The sequence below is a fragment of the Ideonella sp. B508-1 genome (assembly GCF_000333615.1).
Lineage (GTDB): Bacteria > Pseudomonadota > Gammaproteobacteria > Burkholderiales > Burkholderiaceae_C > Ideonella.
Genome location: NZ_BADL01000321.1, coordinates 1 through 14958, shown reverse-complemented (window position 1 = coordinate 14958; position 14958 = coordinate 1). Strand labels below are relative to the sequence as shown.

The 14958-nt window shown below is 68.4% G+C and carries 11 protein-coding genes and 1 pseudogene; 2 read left to right on the top strand and 10 right to left on the bottom strand.

All coding sequences use genetic code 11. From position 1 onward, the window contains the following. Positions 1-564 precede the first annotated feature (564 nt). Entirely contained in the window at positions 565-1689 is a 1125-nt protein-coding gene (locus I73_RS13990; protein ID WP_022981181.1) for a 3-deoxy-7-phosphoheptulonate synthase, read from the top strand. A 40-nt stretch (positions 1690-1729) separates the two neighbouring features. On the opposite strand, the gene I73_RS13985 is transcribed toward I73_RS13990, so the two are convergent. The 4 genes from I73_RS13985 to I73_RS13970 are packed head-to-tail and all read right to left on the bottom strand — an operon-like array spanning position 1730 to position 5239. Continuing rightward, entirely contained in the window at positions 1730-2335 is a 606-nt protein-coding gene (locus I73_RS13985) for a cob(I)yrinic acid a,c-diamide adenosyltransferase (protein WP_022981180.1), read from the bottom strand. Positions 2336-2368: 33 nt separating this feature from the next. Then, positions 2369-3265 (bottom strand): DMT family transporter, encoded by an 897-nt coding sequence (locus tag I73_RS13980; RefSeq protein ID WP_022981179.1) that lies wholly within the window; start codon positions 3263-3265, stop codon positions 2369-2371. Then, the gene (locus I73_RS13975; protein ID WP_022981178.1) at positions 3262-4230 is read right to left on the bottom strand and encodes a LysR family transcriptional regulator; all 969 of its coding nucleotides are present in this window, start codon (positions 4228-4230) and stop codon (positions 3262-3264) included. Before I73_RS13975 ends, I73_RS13980 begins: the two co-directional genes overlap by 4 nt. Before the next feature lie 25 nt (positions 4231-4255). Further along, a complete protein-coding gene (locus tag I73_RS13970) occupies positions 4256-5239 on the bottom strand; it encodes a quinone oxidoreductase (protein ID WP_022981177.1) in 984 nt (327 codons plus the stop codon). Between the two features lie 175 nt (positions 5240-5414). On the opposite strand from I73_RS13970, the gene I73_RS13965 reads away from it, so the two are divergent. Next, complete coding sequence (locus I73_RS13965) at positions 5415-6830, top strand: FAD-linked oxidase C-terminal domain-containing protein (RefSeq protein ID WP_022981176.1); 1416 nt, start codon at positions 5415-5417, stop codon at positions 6828-6830. A gap of 174 nt (positions 6831-7004) precedes the next feature. On the opposite strand, the gene I73_RS30955 is transcribed toward I73_RS13965, so the two are convergent. From I73_RS30955 to I73_RS13935, 6 genes and pseudogenes are all read right to left on the bottom strand, one after another. Next, positions 7005-7784, bottom strand: a complete 780-nt coding sequence (locus tag I73_RS30955; RefSeq protein WP_022981175.1) for a DnaJ domain-containing protein — start codon at positions 7782-7784, stop codon at positions 7005-7007. Between the two features lie 159 nt (positions 7785-7943). After that, entirely contained in the window at positions 7944-8492 is a 549-nt protein-coding gene (locus I73_RS13955; RefSeq protein WP_026096721.1) for a hypothetical protein, read from the bottom strand. Positions 8493-8591: 99 nt separating this feature from the next. After that, entirely contained in the window at positions 8592-10205 is a 1614-nt protein-coding gene (locus I73_RS13950; protein WP_022981173.1) for a SpoVR family protein, read from the bottom strand. Further along, entirely contained in the window at positions 10202-11485 is a 1284-nt protein-coding gene (locus I73_RS13945) for a YeaH/YhbH family protein (RefSeq protein ID WP_022981172.1), read from the bottom strand. Before I73_RS13945 ends, I73_RS13950 begins: the two co-directional genes overlap by 4 nt. Before the next feature lie 59 nt (positions 11486-11544). Next, positions 11545-13468 (bottom strand): annotated as a pseudogene (locus I73_RS27965) (PrkA family serine protein kinase). Between the two features lie 406 nt (positions 13469-13874). Then, complete coding sequence (locus I73_RS13935) at positions 13875-14783, bottom strand: ParB/RepB/Spo0J family partition protein (RefSeq protein WP_022981171.1); 909 nt, start codon at positions 14781-14783, stop codon at positions 13875-13877. Positions 14784-14958: the final 175 nt, after the last annotated feature.

Here is a 14958-nt window from a genome sequence, read left to right as displayed (position 1 = left end):
CAAGGAAGGCCAGAGCGTGCCCGTGGGCGTGGGCCAGCCCACGCTGCGCATGGACGGGCTGACGGTGGGCGGAACGGCCTGACACTCAGCGCAGGGCGCTGAGGCGATGGATATTCGCCGATCCGGTCGCGCTGGAAGCGCTCGAAGGCATGGAGCCGACAGAGCACTTCCAGCGCCTCCGGTCCGGGGGCACCTCGTCCCAGGCTGCGGCCGCCGCGGCCATGTGGGCCCGGGGATTCCATGCGGAGATGGTGACTCGGCGAGAGCGGCCCGCCCGTGTCGGAACGACCGCCCGCGCTCTCTCCATCAACCTGCCAAAGAATGGCACATGGGCTGCGCTGTCCGTGCAGTGACGCGCAAGCGCATCGACGCCATCCCTCGTCGGTGCTACACTTCACTTGCAATGCGTGCCCAACGATTTTTCTTTGCCTTTTACTGGTTCTCGCCCCGTCTGGCGGCTGGAGAGGCAAACGCGCGCACCTGAACCCACGCGAATCCCCCAGAAAACCGCCGGAACCCCCGGCGGTTTTTTTTCGCCGGTCCGGCTCACCGCAAGCAACCCCGATGAACGCCAAAGCCACCACCCCCGTCGACACCCGCCCCCTGGTCCCCAGCAACCGCACCAGCGAGGCGGACGACGAGCGCATCCAGGAGGTCATCCCCTTGCCGCCGCCCGAGCACCTGATCCGCTTCTTCCCCATCGCGGGCACGCCGGTCGAAAAGCTGGTCAAGCACACCCGCCATGCGGTGCGCGACATCATGACCGGCCATGACGACCGCCTGCTCGTCATCATCGGGCCCTGCTCGATCCACGACCCGGCCGCCGCGGTGGACTACGCCCGCCGACTGAGGGACCTGCGCGAGGAGTACAAGGACACGCTGGAGATCGTGATGCGCGTGTACTTCGAGAAGCCGCGCACCACGGTGGGCTGGAAGGGCCTGATCAACGACCCCTACCTGGACCAGAGCTTCCGCATCGACGAAGGCCTGCGCATCGCCCGTCAGCTGCTGCTGGAGATCAACCGCCTGGGCGTGCCGGCCGCCAGCGAATTCCTGGACACCATCAGCCCGCAGTACATCGGCGACCTGATCTCCTGGGGCGCCATCGGCGCGCGCACCACCGAAAGCCAGGTGCACCGCGAACTGGCCTCGGGCCTGTCGGCCCCGATCGGCTTCAAGAACGGCACCGACGGCAACCTGCGCATCGCCTTCGACGCCATCCAGGCCGCCAGCCGGCCGCACCACTTCCTGTCGGTGCACAAGAACGGCCAGGTCGCCATCGTCCGCACGGCCGGCAACAAGGACTGCCACGTCATCCTGCGCGGCGGCAAGACGCCCAACTACGACGCCGAGCATGTGGGTGCGGCCTGCGCCGAACTGGAGGCCGCCAAGCTCCACCCCAGCCTGATGGTGGACTGCAGCCACGCCAACTCCAGCAAACAGCACCAGCGCCAGCTGGATGTGGCCCGCGACATCGCCGCCCAGCTGGCCGGCGGCAGCCGCCAGATCTTCGGCGTGATGGTGGAAAGCAACCTCGTGGCCGGCGCGCAGAAGTTCAGCCCCGGCAAGGACGACCCGCGCGCGCTGTGCTACGGCCAGAGCATCACCGACGCCTGCATCGGCTGGGACGACTCGGTGGGCATGCTCCAGGTGCTCAGCGACGCGGTGAAGGCGCGCCGGGCCCGCTGAGGCGACACGGGGCAGGCGCCCTGCCCCGTGCACGCTGAGCTCAGGTGCCGTCGGGAATGTCGTCCCCGGCCCCGCCCTGCTGGGCCGCCAGGCGCTCGCTGCGCCAGTAGACGTCGTCGCCCCCCAGGCCGTCGAGGTTGGCCCGGTTGAGCACGCGGGCCAGCACGAACAGCAGGTCCGACAGGCGGTTGAGGAACAGGCGCGGGGCGTCGTTCACCGCCTCCTGCGCGGCCAGGGCCACCACCGCGCGCTCGGCGCGGCGGGCCACGGCCCGGGCCACATGGGCCAGCGCCGCGCTGCGTGTGCCCGCCGGCAGGATGAACTCCGCCAGGCGGGGCAGCTGGGCGTTGTAGTGCGCCAGCGCAGCGTCCAGCCGGGCCACGGCCTTGTCCTTGAGCAGGGTGTAGCCGGGAATGGAAAGCTCACCGCCCAGGTTGAACAGCTCGTGCTGGATGACGACCAGCAGCTCGCGCACATCGGCCGGCAGCGGCTCGGCCAGCAGCACGCCCAGGTGGGAGTTGAGCTCGTCCACGTCGCCCATGGCGGCAATGCGCCCGTGGTGCTTGGGCACGCGCTGGCCATCGCCCAGGCCGGTGGTGCCATCGTCGCCGGTGCGGGTGGCGATCTGCGAGAGTCGGTTTGCCATGCGCTGCAGTGTAGTGAACTGGACGGCCTGGGTTCAGCGCCGCACCAGCCACACCCCGGTCACCGCCAGGGCCATGCCCAGCAGCGCCAGGCCATGCAGGGTCTCGCCGAACAGGGCCCAGGCGATCAGCGCGGTGGTGGGGGGCGTCAGGTAGAACAGGCTGGCCACATGCACCGCGCTGCCGCGGCGGATCAGCAGGTTGAGCAGGCTGACCGCGCCCAGCGAGAGCACCAGCACCAGCCAGCCCAGGGCGAAGACGAAGTGGCCGGTCCAGCGCACCTGCAGGTCTTCGGTGACCGCGGCCAGCGCCAGCGTGGCCACCAGACAGGGCGCGAACTGGATCAGCGCGCCGGTGCGCAGGTCGAAGGCGGGGCAGAAGCGCTTCTGGTACAGCGTGCCGGCGGTGATGCCCAGCAAGGCCAGCACCGCAGGCGCCAAGAGATGCAGCAGGGGTTCCCCGGCCGCGGCATGGGCCTTTTGCGCCACCACCAGGCCCACGCCGGCCAGCCCCAGGCCCAAACCAAGCCACTGCGGTGGCCGCAGCCGTTCGCCCAGCAGCAGGCTGGCGCCCAGCGCGGTGATCAGCGGCTGCAGGCCCACCACCAGCGCGGTGAGGCCGGCCGGCAGGCCGCGGCCGATGGCGGTGAACACGCCGCCCAGGTACACCCCGTGCACCAGCAGGCCCGAGACGCCGATGTGCAGCCAGGCCCACGGCGCGCGGGGCCAGGGCGCACGGGCCCAGAGCACCACAGCCCCCATCAGCAGCAGCACGGCGGCGTAGCGCCAGCTCAGGAAGGTGAGCGGCCCGGCATCGGGTAGACCGAACTTGGCGCCGATGAAGCCGGTGCTCCACAGCAGCACAAAGAGCGCGGGATAGGCCCACTGCGCGGCAGCATCGGCAGGGACGGAAGCAGGCGTGGTCGCGCTCATGACAGATCGGTCGAAGAAACGGGGGTGGGTGCGGCCGTGCCACACCAGGGTGGCTGGGTCTGGAACCAGTGCTGGACCCAGGCGCGGAAGGCGGCCAGGGCCGCCGAGGTGTACTGGGCCGAGGGCCGCACCAGAGAGATGCCGCCATCGCCGCGCAGCTGCCAGCCCGGCAGCACGCGCTGCAGTCGGCCCGCGGCCAGGTCGGGGCCGAGCAGCCAATCACCGGCCGCCAGGATGCCGACGCCGGCCAGGGCGGCATTCAGCAGGGCCTCGTTGTCGTTGCTGGTCAGGCTGCCGCACACCGGCACCACCTGCATCGATGCGCCCTGCCCCACCCGCTCCAGCCGCCACTGAGGGAAGCTGGCCAGGCCGGTGAAACCCAGGCAGTTGTGCTGCCGCAGGTCCTGCGGCTCGACCGGCGTGCCGTGGCGGGCCAGGTAGGCCGGCGAGGCGCCGAGCCAGCGCGCGTGGTCGTGCAGCTTGATCGCCACCAACCGGCTGTCGGCCAGCTCGCCGATGCGCAGCGCGGCGTCGAAGCGCTCACCCACCAGGTCGACGAAGCGTTCGGCGTACTCCACCTCTAGCACCACCTCCGGGTGGGCCAGCGCGAAGGCCGCGATCATCGGGCTCAACAGACGCCGGCCCATGGCCGCGGGCAGCGCCAGACGCAGCCGGCCGCGCACTTCCCGCGCGGTCTGGCGGGCTTCCTGCTCGGCCTCCTCCAGCAGCTGACGGGCCTGCTGCAGGCGCTCCACCAGGCGCTGACCGGCATCGGTGAAGCGCAGCTGGCGGGTGGAGCGCTCGACCAGGCGCACGCCCAGACGGGCCTCCAGCGCGCTCAGGCGGCGTGACAGCACGGAAGGATGGCGCTGCAGCACCCGCCCGGCCGCGGCGAAGGAGCCCAGCGCATGCAGGGCCAGCAGGGTGGCCTGTTCATCGGCGTGCTGGGGGTCGAAGGCGTCCATGCGTGGCAAATGCCCTCTGGGGCCCTCAGGGGACCAGCACCAGGGCGCCCTGGCTGCGGCCCTGCTCCAGGTCGGCGTGGGCGGTCGCCACCTCGGCCAGCGGGTAGCGGCGCCAGACCTGGGGCTGCAGGATGCCGGCCGTCACCGCGTCCAGCACGTCCTGGGCCCGGGCCTGGTACTCGGCCGCGGTGGCAGTGTGGGCGGCCAGCGAGGGCCGTGTGAGGAACAGCGAGCCCTTGGCGTTGAGCGTGGCCACCTCCACCGCCGGCGGCGGGCCGGAGGTGGCGCCGAAGGACACCATCAGGCCACGCGGGCGCAGGCAGTCCAGCGAGGCGGCCCAGGTGTCACGGCCCACCCCGTCGTAGACCACGTCGGCCTTCTGCCCCTGGGTGGCCTGGGCCACCTGGGCCGGCAGCGTGGCCGGGTCGAAGACGAAGACGCTGTGGCAGCCCGTCGCCTCCGCCCGCGCGACGCTGGCCGGCTTGGAGACCACGCCCATCACGAAGGCCCCCAGGTGGCGCGCCCAGGCCGCCATCAGCTGGCCCACCGCCCCGCCAGCGCCGTAGATCAGCACGCGCGAACCCGCACCGACTTGGCCGGTGGTCTTGAGCAGGTACTGGGCGGTGATGCCCTTGAACAGGGTGGCCGCGGCCAGCTCGGGGGAAAGCCCGTCGGGCAGGCGCACCAGGCGCTCGGCCGGAAAGCAGCGCGCACTGGCATAGGCCCCCAGCGGCCCGGTGGCATAGCCCACCAGGTCCCCGACGGCCAGGCGCTGCACGCCCTCGCCCACCGCCACCACCCGGCCCGCCCCTTCCAGGCCCAGGCCGGTGGGCACGGGCAGCGGCACCGCCCCCTTGCGCTGCAGCACATCCAGCGGGTTGACGCCGATGGCCAGCTGCTCCAGCCAGACCTCGCCCGGCCCCGGGGCGTGCGGCGCCACGTTCACCAGCTGCATGACCTCGGGCCCGCCAAAGGCCTCCAGACGGATGGCCCGCACCTCTTGCTGCATGTCTTGCTCCCGCGACGTTGTGGACCCGAGAGCGTAGTTTCGTGTGCCTCATCGGATAAGGACATCCGGACGAACATCATTGCTGCACCATTCGCACGAATCACCGGGTCGGTGCGCTCCCCGGCGCGGCCGGAATGCGGTGCAATGGACGGATCACGGTTCTGCCCGGCCCTCCATGAACGCCTCCTGCCCTCCCGGCCTGTCCCTGCCCCCTCGCTCGCTGTCCGCCGAGATGCTGGCCCAGCTCCAGGCCCGCTTCGGCGCCCAGCTCTCCACCGCGGCGGCGGTGCGGCAGCAGCATGGGCGTGACGAGTCCCCCTTCGATGTGCCGCCGCCCGACGCGGTGCTGTTCTGCCAGTCCACCGAGGACGTGGCCGACGCCGTGCGCCTGGCCGCCCAACACCGGGTGCCGGTCATCCCCTACGGCGCCGGCTCCTCGCTGGAGGGCCATCTGCTGGCGGTGCAAGGCGGCCTGTCGCTGGACCTGTCACGCATGAGCCAGGTGCTGGCGCTGCAGCCCGAGGACCTGACGGTGACGGTGCAGGCCGGCGTGCTGCGCAGCCAGCTCAACCAGGCGGTGCGCCATGCTGGGCTGTTCTTCCCGATCGACCCGGGCGCGGACGCCTCCATCGGCGGCATGACGGCCACCCGAGCGTCGGGAACGAACGCCGTGCGCTACGGCACCATGCGCGAGAACGTGCTGGGCCTGACGGTGGTGACGGCCCAAGGCGAGGTGATCCGCACCGGCACCCGGGCGCGCAAGTCCAGCGCCGGCTACGACCTGACCCGCCTGCTGGTGGGCAGCGAAGGCACGCTGGGCGTCATCACCGACATCACGCTGCGCCTGCACCCCCTGCCCGAGCATGTGGCGGCGGCCATCTGCTCCTTCCCGGACGTGGCCTCGGCGGTGCAGACCACCATCGCCCTCATCCAGATGGGCGTGCCCATCGCCCGCTGCGAGCTGATGGATGCGCACGCGGTGCGCGCCGTCAACGCGCGCGACCACCTGGGGCTGAAGGAATGCCCGCTGCTGCTGATGGAGTTCCACGGCAGCCCGGCGGGCGTGGCCGAGCAGACCGCGGTGGTGCAGGAACTGGCCCGCGAGCACGGCGGCGAAGACTTCCAGTGGGCCACCACGCCGGAGGAGCGCACGCGACTGTGGGCGGCGCGCCACCATGCCTTCTTCTCGACCCTGCAGATGCGCCCGGGCAGCCGCGCCATCACCACCGACGCCTGCGTGCCCATCTCGTGCCTGGCCGAGAACGTGGTGCAGGCTCTGGACGAGGCGGCGGCCACCGGCCTGCCCCATGCCGCGGTGGGCCATGTGGGCGACGGCAACTTCCACATGATCTACCTGATCGACCCAGCGCGGCCCGAGGAGCGCGAGGTGGTGGAGCAGCTCAACGAACGGCTGGTGCGCCGGGCCATCGCCAGCGGCGGCACCTGCACCGGCGAACATGGCATCGGCCTGCACAAGCAGGGCTTTCTGCGGGAGGAGGCCGGCGAGGGCGGTGTGGCGATGATGCGCGCCCTCAAGGCCGCGCTGGACCCGCACCAGATCCTGAACCCGGGGAAGATCTTCCAGGCCTGAGGGATGCAAGGCAGGTCTGCCGCGAGTGGCACCTCCCACGCCACGGTGCCCCCAAGGCTGTGCACTGTGCCCGCAGACGGGCCTGGCCCAGCCCTGCATCACCCTGTTCGACAATGGCGGCTGTGCTCAATGTGAGTCTGAGCACCGTGCCGCTGACACCGCTGAGCAGCAGGCTCAGGCCTTGGCGTCCACGTAGACGCCGCGACCGGTGCGGTCCAGCGCCAGCGTCAGCAACTGTCCGTGCAGGCTGAACTGCCCGGCCTGGGCCCGGCAGGCCACGACCTGCACCAGAGCCTCGAACTGCGGCGCCTTGACCCGCAGGATGCTGCCCACTGCCACCGCGACCGGGTAGAGCAGAGACAGTCCGGTGAAGGACAGGTCCTTGAGCCGGGCATGACGGGGTCGGGCATCGCCCTTGACCCACACCTCGACCATCGCCACACGCTCGAAGCGCTCGCTCTGCCGGCGACCCAGCAGCTCGGGCGCCGCCGAGCGGCTGGGCGCGGGCGTGAGTGGGCTGTCGCAGCGCAGGCAGCGCGGGTCCTGGGCCAGCGGCGTGCGACGGGTGAAGCCGCAGAAGGGGCAATCGGCCGGTGTGGCCGTGGCGGGTGATGGCGTCGCACCGCGCCGCGCCTGTGAAGGCGGCGCTGCCGGAGCGGCCCGTGGCGCCTGGGCCGGCGGCGGCTTGGGTGGCGCCGCAGGGGGCGGCGCCGGCGGCACGGACGACGCCCGGATGGGGCGCTTGAGCGTGCGATCGTAGGCCGCCCGGCGTTCCGGGTCGCTCAGCACCTCGTAGGCCGCATTCAGCCTGGCGGCCAGCTCCGGGTCGCCCCCCAGGTCCGGGTGGGCCCGCAGCGTGCTCATCAGCGCCCGCCATGCAGCCTTGATCACCTCGGGAGGGGCCTCGGGCTGGACGTGGAGCAGACGGTAAAGGTTGCGGCGTTCGCGGCGCATGGGTCTGAAGCCCTGTGGGACGACCAAGTGTACCGAGCGAAGGAGGGGCGCCCGTCACTGCAAACAGCCCTCTCCAGAACAATGCACGCGCAGACAGGGAGACAGACAGCCCCAGCGGGGCCGCTTCGTGGCGCCGCCGCTGGGTTCGGTGCTGGCGCGTTACTTCACCAAGGCCGGGAAGGCCGGATCACGAACCGCTTTGCCCACAAGGTTCTGCACGGCGCGAGAGAACGCCTCCGCCGAGTTGCGGCAGGCCTCTGGCGCCGAAAAGCCACTGCTGAATTCGTAGTACTCGTTGACCGGCAGAGACTTGCCGTTCGAGGACGTCAGCGTCACATCGATCTTCCAGTAGCCCCCCGTGATCCCCTTGGACGAAGAAAACTCGAGCTGGTTGACCTTGCCGGTCAGCGTGGCACTCGCATCCTTGGAAGCGAAGACACCCGCGACCTTGAACTCATCCTCGAAGGCCTTCTGGATGTACTGGGTGTGGCTCATGCCGTCGGCCACCTTCAGCGGCCCCAGAGCGCGACAGTTGGCGGAGAAATCCGCCGGAGGCTGGAACGTGCCAACGCCCACATTGCTCACGCCCAATGCCTTGATGGCCTGATTGTTGTCAGCCGAAATGGCATAGCGCTGAGTGGTCGGGGTTTCACAGCCGGTCAATGCCGCAGCAGCAAGCACCATGACCAGGACCGAACGTCGAATCATCACTGCTCCCAAGAAATGTAAAGAACCGTGATTATTTCGACTGCGCAGCGGCTTCCTCTTGAATCGTGGGGCCTCTGACATGAAAACAACAGGAGCGCATCAAGGCGCCGTCACGCTCCAGCGCCGTGTCACCTCACCCTGCCCATTGACGCTCTCCAGGTGCACACCGAAACCCCACAGCCGGGCCACGTGCTTGAGCACCTCCTGCGCGCTGTCGTCCAGTGGCCGGTTGTTGTGCTGGGTGTGGCGCAAGGTCAGGCTGCGGTCGCCGCGCAGGTTGACGTTCCAGACCTGGATGTTGGGCTCGCGCGCGCCCAGGTCGTACTGGCGCGACAGCGCCTCGCGCACCTGACGGTAGCCGCCTTCGTCGTGGATGGCGCTGACCTCCAGCGTGGGCTGGCGCTCGTCGTCGGTGATGGCGAAGAGGCGGAAATCGCGCATCAGCTTGGGGCTGAGGAACTGGCCGATGAAGCTCTCGTCCTTGTAGTTGCGCATGGCCTGGTCCAGCGTGGGCAGCCAGGGCTTGCCGGCGATGTCGGGGAACCAGGCGCGGTCCTCGTCGGTGGGCCGCTCGCAGATGCGCTGGATGTCGGTGTACATCGCAAAGCCCAGCGCATAGGGGTTCAGGCCGTTGTAGCCGCGGTCGCCCACCTTGGGCTGGTAGATGACGTTGGTGTGGGACTTGAGCCACTCGATCATCACGCCGTCGGTGAGGTAGCCGTCGTCGTACATGGTGTTGAGCAGCTTGTGGTGCCAGAAGGTGGCCCAGCCCTCGTTCATCACCTGGCTCTGGCGCTGCGGGTAGAAGTACTGCGCCACCTTGCGCACGATGCGCACGATCTCGCGCTGCCAGGCTTCCAGCAGCGGCGCGTTCTTCTCGATGAAGTAGAGGATGTTCTCCTCGGGGTCGGCCGGGAAGCGCCGGGCCTCGGGCGCCTCCTCGGCGGCCTCGGCCTTGCGCGGCAGGGTGCGCCAGAGGTCGTTGACCTGCTGCTGGGCATAGGCCTCGCGGTCCTTGCGCAGCGCCAGTTCCTCGGCCAGCGACTTCTTGGTCGGCCGGCGGTAGCGGTCCACGCCGTGGTTCTGCAGCGCGTGGCAGGAATCGATGAACTCCTCCACCGTGTCCACGCCGTGGCGCTCCTCGCACTGGGCCACGTAGTTCTTGGCGTAGACGAGGTAGTCGATGATGGACGAGGCATCCGTCCACATGCGGAACAGGTAGTTGCCCTTGAAGAAGCTGTTGTGGCCGTAGGCCGCATGGGCGATGACCAGGGCCTGCATCGCCATCGTGTTCTCCTCCATCAGGTAGCTGATGCAGGGGTTGCTGTTGATGACGATCTCGTAGGCCAGGCCCATGTGGCCGCGCTTGTAGTTCTTCTCGGTGGCGATGAACTCCTTGCCGTAGCTCCAGTGCCGGTAGTTCACCGGCATGCCGACGCTGGCATAGGCGTCCATCATCTGCTCGGCGGTGATGATCTCCAGCTGGTTGGGATAGGTGTCCAGGCCGAAGCGGCGCGCGGTGCGGTCGATCACCTCGTGGTACTGGGTGATCAGTTCGAAGGTCCAGTCGCTGGGGTCGGGCAGCGGATGTTCGGGCCGAGGACCCGACGGCAGCGGCTCCTGCAAGGCCTGGCGGGTCTTGCGACGGTCCTGTCCGTCCGGGATCTTGTTGCGGTCGTCGTGCCAGCGGCGCTCTTGGGAGAAGTCGCTCATGTCGTGGCCCCTTCCTTCTTGAACAGATCGCGGAAGACCGGGTAGATCTCGGAGGCTTCCACCGCCTTGCGCATCGCGAAGTTCGGGTGGCTCTCGCCCAGGCGGGTGTATTCCTCCCAGAGGTTCTGCTCCTCCTCGGCCACCTGCACATAGGCGTAGTAGCGGCAGGCAGGCAGCAGCTTCTCGGCCAGCAGCTCGCGGCAACGGCCGCTGTCGTGGTGCCAGTTGTCACCGTCGCTGGCCTGGGCGCCGTAGATGTTCCACTCGGTGGGGTTGTAGCGCTCGCGGATGATCTGGTCCATCAGCTCCAGCGCGCTGGACACCACCGTGCCCCCGGTCTCGCGGGCATGGAAGAAATCGTCCTCGCTCACCTCCTGAGCCTGGGTGTGGTGGCGGATGAAGACCAGCTCGATCTTCTCGTAGTGGCGGGTCAGGAACAGGTAGAGCAGGATGAAGAAGCGCTTGGACAGCTCCTTGCGCTGCTCGTCCATCGAGCCGGAGACGTCCATCAGACAGAACATCACCGCCTTGCTGGTGGGCACCGGCACCCGCACCCGGCTGCGAAAGCGCAGGTCGATCGGATCGAGGAAGGGAATCAGCCCCAGCCGGGCCTTGAGCGCGGCGATGCGCTCCTGAGCCTCCTTGAGCTGTTGCTTGACGGCCGGGTCGTCGGAGGGCTGGCGCAGCATCTGAGCCACCAGATCCTCCAGCGCATGCAGCTCGCGGCGCGATTCACCCCCCAGCGCGATGCGCCGGCCCAACGCGCCGCGCATGGAGCGCACCACATGCAGGTTGTTGGGCGTGCCGTCACTGGAGAAACCAGCCCGATGGGTCTTCCACTCGGGCGTTTCGGCCAGCTGGGTGCGAATCAGGTGCGGCAGGGCCAGGTCCTCGAAGAAGACCTGCATGAACTCTTCCTTGGACAGGGCGAAGGTGAACTCGTCCTCGCCATCGCCGGAGTCGCTGGCCTGGCCCTTGCCCTGCCCTTTGCCGCCGCCCCCCTGCGGGCGCTGGATGCGGTCGCCGGTCACGTACTCCTGGTTGCCCGGGTGCACCATGTCGCGCTGGCCGCCCGAACCATGGTGGAAGACGGGCTCGGAGATGTCCTTCTTGGGGATGCGCACCTCCTCGCCGCGCTCCAGGTCGCGGATGCCGCGCCCGTCCACCGCACGGCGCACGGCCTCGCGGATCTGCTGCTTGTAGCGCCGCAGGAAGCGCTCGCGGTTGCCGATCGACTTGTTCTTGCCCGCAAGCCGACGGTCGATGATCTGCTGCAGCATCGCATTCCTCGGTCAGACTTCTGGCCCTGGCCGGCCGACGGGCCGACCAGGGGTCGCAATCAGCTGCTCTTGCGCACGCGCAGGTACCACTCGCACAGCAGGCGCACCTGCTTGGGCGTGTAGCCCTTCTGCACCATGCGGTCGACGAAGTCCTCGTGCTTCTTGGCTTCGTCGGCGCTGGCCTTGGCGTTGAAGCTGATGACCGGCAGCAGCTCTTCGGTGTTGGAGAACATCTTCTTCTCGATCACCGTGCGCAGCTTCTCGTAGCTGGTCCAGTTCGGGTTCTTGCCCGCGTTGTTGGCTCGCGCGCGCAACACGAAGTTGACGATCTCGTTGCGGAAGTCCTTGGGGTTGGCGATGCCCGCAGGCTTCTCGATCTTCTCGAGCTCGGCATTGAGGGAGGCGCGGTCGAACACCTCGCCGGTGTCGGTGTCCCGGTACTCCTGGTCCTGGATCCAGTAATCGGCGTAGGTGACGTAGCGGTCGAAGATGTTCTGGCCGTACTCGCTGTAGCTTTCCAGGTAGGCGGTCTGGATCTCCTTGCCGATGAACTCGGCGTAGCGCGGCGCCAGCAGCTCCTTGATGAAGGCGGTGTACTTCTGCTCCGTCTCGCCGGGGAACTGCTCGCGCTCGATCTGCTGCTCCAGCACGTACATCAGGTGCACCGGGTTGGCGGCCACCTCCTGGCTGTCGAAGTTGAAGACCTTGGAGATGATCTTGTAGGCGAAGCGGGTGGAGATGCCGGCCATGCCCTCGTCCACGCCCGCGTAGTCGCGGTACTCCTGCATGGACTTGGCGCGCGGGTCGGTGTCCTTGAGGTTCTCGCCGTCGTAGACCTGCATCTTGCTGAACAGGCTGGAGTTCTCGGGCTCCTTCAGGCGGGTGAGCACCGCGAACTGGGCCATCATCTTCAGGGTGCCCGGGGCGCAGGTGGCACCGGCCAGCGAGGAGCTCTTGAGCAGCTTCTCGTAGATCTTCACCTCCTCGGAGACGCGCAGGCAGTACGGCACCTTGACGATGTAGATGCGGTCCAGGAAGGCCTCGTTGTTCTTGTTGTTGCGGAAGGCCTTCCACTCGCTCTCGTTGCTGTGCGCCAGCACCACGCCATCGAAGGGGATGGCGCCGAAGCCTTCGGTGCCCTTGAAAGTTGCCTTTCTGAGTGGCCGTCAGCAGCGGGTGCAGCACCTTGATCGGTGCCTTGAACATCTCGACGAACTCCAGCAGGCCCTGGTTGGCCAGGCACAGGCCACCGCTGTAGCTGTAGGCGTCGGGGTCGTCCTGGGCGTAGCTCTCGAGCTTGCGGATGTCGACCTTGCCCACCAGGCTGGAGATGTCCTGGTTGTTCTCGTCGCCCGGCTCGGTCTTGGCAATACCGACCTGCTTCAAGATGCTGGGGTAGCGCTTGACGACCTTGAACTGGCGGATGTCACCGCCGTACTCCTCCAACCGCTTGACGGCCCAGGGGCTCATGATGCGGTTGAGGTAGCGCCGCGGAATGCCGTACTGCTCTTCCAGCAGCGGGCCGTCTTCCTCGACATCAAAAAGGCCCAGCGGCGACTCGTTCACCGGCGAGCCCTTGATGGCGTAGAAGGGCACCTCCTGCATTAGCGCCTTCAGGCGCTCGGCAATGGAGGACTTGCCGCCGCCCACCGGGCCCAGCAGGTAGAGGATCTGTTTCTTCTCCTCCAGCCCCTGCGCCGCATGGCGGAAATAGGACACGACCTGCTCGATCGCGTCCTCCATGCCATAGAACTCGGCGAAGGCCGGGTAGATCTTGATGACCTTGTTGGCGAAGATGCGCGAGAGCCGGTGGTCGTGGCGGGTGTCGACCATCTGCGGCTCGCCAATGGCCTGCAGCATGCGCTCGGCGGCCGTGGCGTAGGCCAGGGGGTTGCGTTTGCATTCCGCCAGGTAGTCCTCGAGGGACATCTCCTCCTCGCGGGTGCGCTCGTAGCGGGCGGCAAAACTGCTGATCACATCCATGTTGACCTCCTGGGCAGGGAAGGCGCAGCCGGGCATGACTCCGGTCTGCGTCTGGAAAGTTTTGATGGAGTCCCGGCTTGACTTGGCCCGGGCGCCATCAGAGCGTTCCGATCAGGGATGCAATCAGTTCAACAAGGTTGCGTGGGGGAAGCTTGGGGCCTGATCTGTTCAAGACAAGGGACGATCAAGCGGTCTTTTCTCACGCTGTTTTCAAACCTTCACCTTTCGCAGTCGGTACAGCATAAGCCGTGCCCGTCGGGTCTGCCTGGCAGCGCGACCCTCAGGGTCTTTGCGACCGACAAGTCATGCAACCATCCTCTCGCCGAACGCGCCGCGCGGCAAGAGGGTTGACGTCGATGACACGGGGTTGACCCGGGCGGAAGATCAGCCGGCTTGCAGCGGGGTCTCAGCGCTCGGTCAACCCCAGCTTGTCCAGCAGACCCGAAAGCTCGTCGAGCGAGGCGAAGCGGATGGCGACCTCGCCCTGCTCGCCGCGGCGCGTCTTGCGCTGCACGCGGATCTCGACCTGGGCGGTGAGCAGGTCGGCCAGCTGCTCCTCCAGCCGCACAATGTCGCGCGACTTCTCGGGCGCGGCCTTGCCGCTCGCGGGCTTCTCGGGTTGCAGGGCCTTGGTGGCCAGCTTCTCGGCGTCGCGCACCGACAGCTTTCGGGCCACCACCTCGTTGGCGGTGAGGATCTGCTGAGCCGCGGCCAGGGGCAGCAAGGCCCGGGCGTGGCCCATGTCCAGGTCGCCGGCCATCAGCATCTTCTGCACCGGCTCGGCCAGGTTCAGCAGACGCAGCAGGTTGGACGCCGCGCTGCGCGAGCGGCCCACCGATTGCGCGGCCTGCTCGTGCGTCAGGCCGAACTCGTCGACCAAGCGCTTGAGGCCCTGGGCTTCTTCCAGCGGGTTCAGGTCCTCGCGCTGGATGTTTTCGATCAGGGCCATCACGGCCGCGGCTTCGTCCGGCACGGCCTTGACCAGCACCGGCACCTCGGTCAGCCCGGCCAGCTGGGCAGCGCGGAAGCGGCGCTCGCCGGCGATGATCTCGTAGCGCCGCTGCACCGGATCGCCCACCGGACGCACCAAAATGGGTTGCATGATGCCCTGGCTCTTGATGCTCTCGGCCAGTTCATAGAGCGAGCCCTCGTCCATGCGGGTGCGCGGCTGGTACTTGCCGGCCTGCATCTGGGCGATCTTCAGGACACTGGGCGCGCCCTCACGCTCTGCGTCGCGCGCGGGGGCTTCGGTGACCTTGGGCCCCAACAGGGCCTCCAGCCCCATCCCGAGGCCCTTGGGTTTCTTGCTTGCCATGCGGCGCATTGTCCGCGATCGGCGGCCCGCGGCCATGCGGGCTGGCGCAAGCCGGCCGCGCGGCTCAGCTGATCATGTGGCGGGCCATGGCCTCGGCCACCGCCTGCACCCGGTTGCCCGCCCCCAGCTTGCGCATGATCTTGCGCAGGGGTTCTTCACCGTCAGCGCACTATGC